Source organism: Paenibacillus sp. 23TSA30-6 (assembly GCF_014858585.1).
GTDB lineage: Bacteria > Bacillota > Bacilli > Paenibacillales > Paenibacillaceae > Paenibacillus.
Map to the genome: position 1 here is coordinate 1 of NZ_SLTL01000082.1, position 1,899 is coordinate 1,899.

Genomic DNA, 1,899 nt, shown 5'->3' on the forward strand with positions numbered 1-1,899 from the left:
TTTATGTGCGCCCGGCATGGGCGATAACTTGGCGGTGAAAGTCCGCTACAGGCTTGGCAGTAGGAACTGTTAGCCAAAGGCAAGGGTGTCCGCCGCGAGGCGGAATCTGAAGGAAGCCGGAGGCAAACCCTCGGTCTGACGAACAGAAATCACATAGAAGGCATGCTGGGACGGACGAGCTTGCATAACAAAGCGAAGTCTAATACTGCCCGAATCCCAGGATGTAAATGTGGCAGATGGATGAGGGGAAGGTTATCGCTCTTACCCAGGGAGATCTCACAGACGTCAAGTAGGAAAAAAAATCCGAAAGACGGAGTAAAGCTTGCTGTGAGAAGTCAGCAGAGGCCATAGTACCGGGAAGTTTTTTTTCGGGAAGGGCCGAACAATCGTAAGTCTTGAGTACATACAGGAAGGAGAATCGGCGCAATGAAAGCAGAATACCGAAAGGGCTGCCTGCAAAGGGATAGCGTGGAACGCAAAGAGTACGCGGGAGTGCGGAGCGCCGGTAGTCGGGAACGTAGAGAAAAAGGCGGTGCAACAGACCTGCTGGAGCAGATTCTGGACAGAGACAATCTGAACCGAGCCTACAAGCAGGTCAAACGCAACCATGGAGCGCCTGGAATCGACGGAATGACCGTAGAAGAGGCGCTGCCCTGGCTGCAGGAACATAGAGATGAGCTTTTGCAAAGCATCTGGGAAGGCCGATACAAGCCAAGCCCGGTACGGCGCAAAGAAATTCCCAAACCAGATGGAAGCGGAGTACGGAAGCTTGGCATCCCCACGGTCGTGGACCGGGTGATTCAGCAGGCGATTGCCCAGCAGATGCACCCACTGTTTGAACCGCTCTTTTCGGAGGGGAGCTACGGCTACCGCCCAGGGCGGAGCGCGCAGCAGGCCATCCGCAAGGTGAAAGAGTATGCACAGCAGGGCTACGTCCACGCGGTAGAAATCGACCTCTCCAAATACTTTGACACACTGAACCATGAACTGCTGATGAATCTCTTGCGCAGACAAATCCAGGATAGACGTGTAACCGATCTGATTAAAAAGTACCTGAAAAGCGGAGTGATGGAAAACGGAGTACGCCGCGAAACGAAAGAGGGTTCCCCTCAGGGAGGTCCTCTGTCGCCGCTTTTGGCGAACATCTACCTGAACGAATTTGACCAGGAGATGAGAAGCCGGGGAGTGAACGTCATCCGCTATGCAGATGACATTGTGGTGCTGGTCAAAAGCAAACGGGCAGCAACGCGTCTTCTGGAGTCCTGCGGGAAGTATCTGGAGAACCAACTGAGACTCCAGATGAATACGGGGAAAAGCAAGGTCGTTAGCGTGGTGGCCCGAAAGCATTTCAAATTCCTTGGCTTTGCCTTAGGAAAGAACGGAAGTGGCGTGTATATACGCGCTCATGGGCAAACGCTGGTAAAAGCAAAGAAGAGGCTGAAAGAACTCACAAGCCGTAGTCAGGGCAGAAATGTTCGCCAAATCATGGAGAAGGTGAAAGTCTACATTCGGGGATGGATTGGCTACTATTACGTAGCCGACATGAAACGGATATTGCAAAGCTGGAGTGAATGGCTGCGAAGACGACTCCGAATGTACATCTGGAAACAGTGGAAGAAGCCGAGAACAAAGGTACAAAACCTGCGCAAACTGGGGATACCGGAATGGCAGGCGTACCCGTGGGGAAACTCCCGCCTTGGATACTGGCGCATCGCCGGAAGCCCGGTGCTGTCTCGTTCCATAACAAACGAAAAGCTCGTACAGGTAGGATATTATGACTTTCCTGCGCAATACGAGCGTCTACGTAAAATGCACTTAAGCGGTTGAACCGCCGTATACCGAACGGTACGTACGGTGGTGTGAGAGGTCGGCTACTCAGTTAATGGGTAGCCTCCTACT

General features: G+C 52.8%; 1 protein-coding gene. It reads left to right on the forward strand.

The window, feature by feature from the left end:
• Positions 1–426 precede the first annotated feature (426 nt).
• A complete protein-coding gene (gene ltrA, locus E0698_RS26160; protein ID WP_192513419.1) occupies positions 427–1,827 on the forward strand; it encodes a group II intron reverse transcriptase/maturase in 1,401 nt (466 codons plus the stop codon).
• The last annotated feature ends 72 nt before the right edge of the window (positions 1,828–1,899 follow it).

What these genes read in the sequence shown, in the direction of transcription:
- ltrA (WP_192513419.1), top strand. Translation starts at nt 427, where the DNA reads ATGAAAGCAGAATACCGAAAGGGCTGCCTGCAAAGGGATAGCGTGGAA.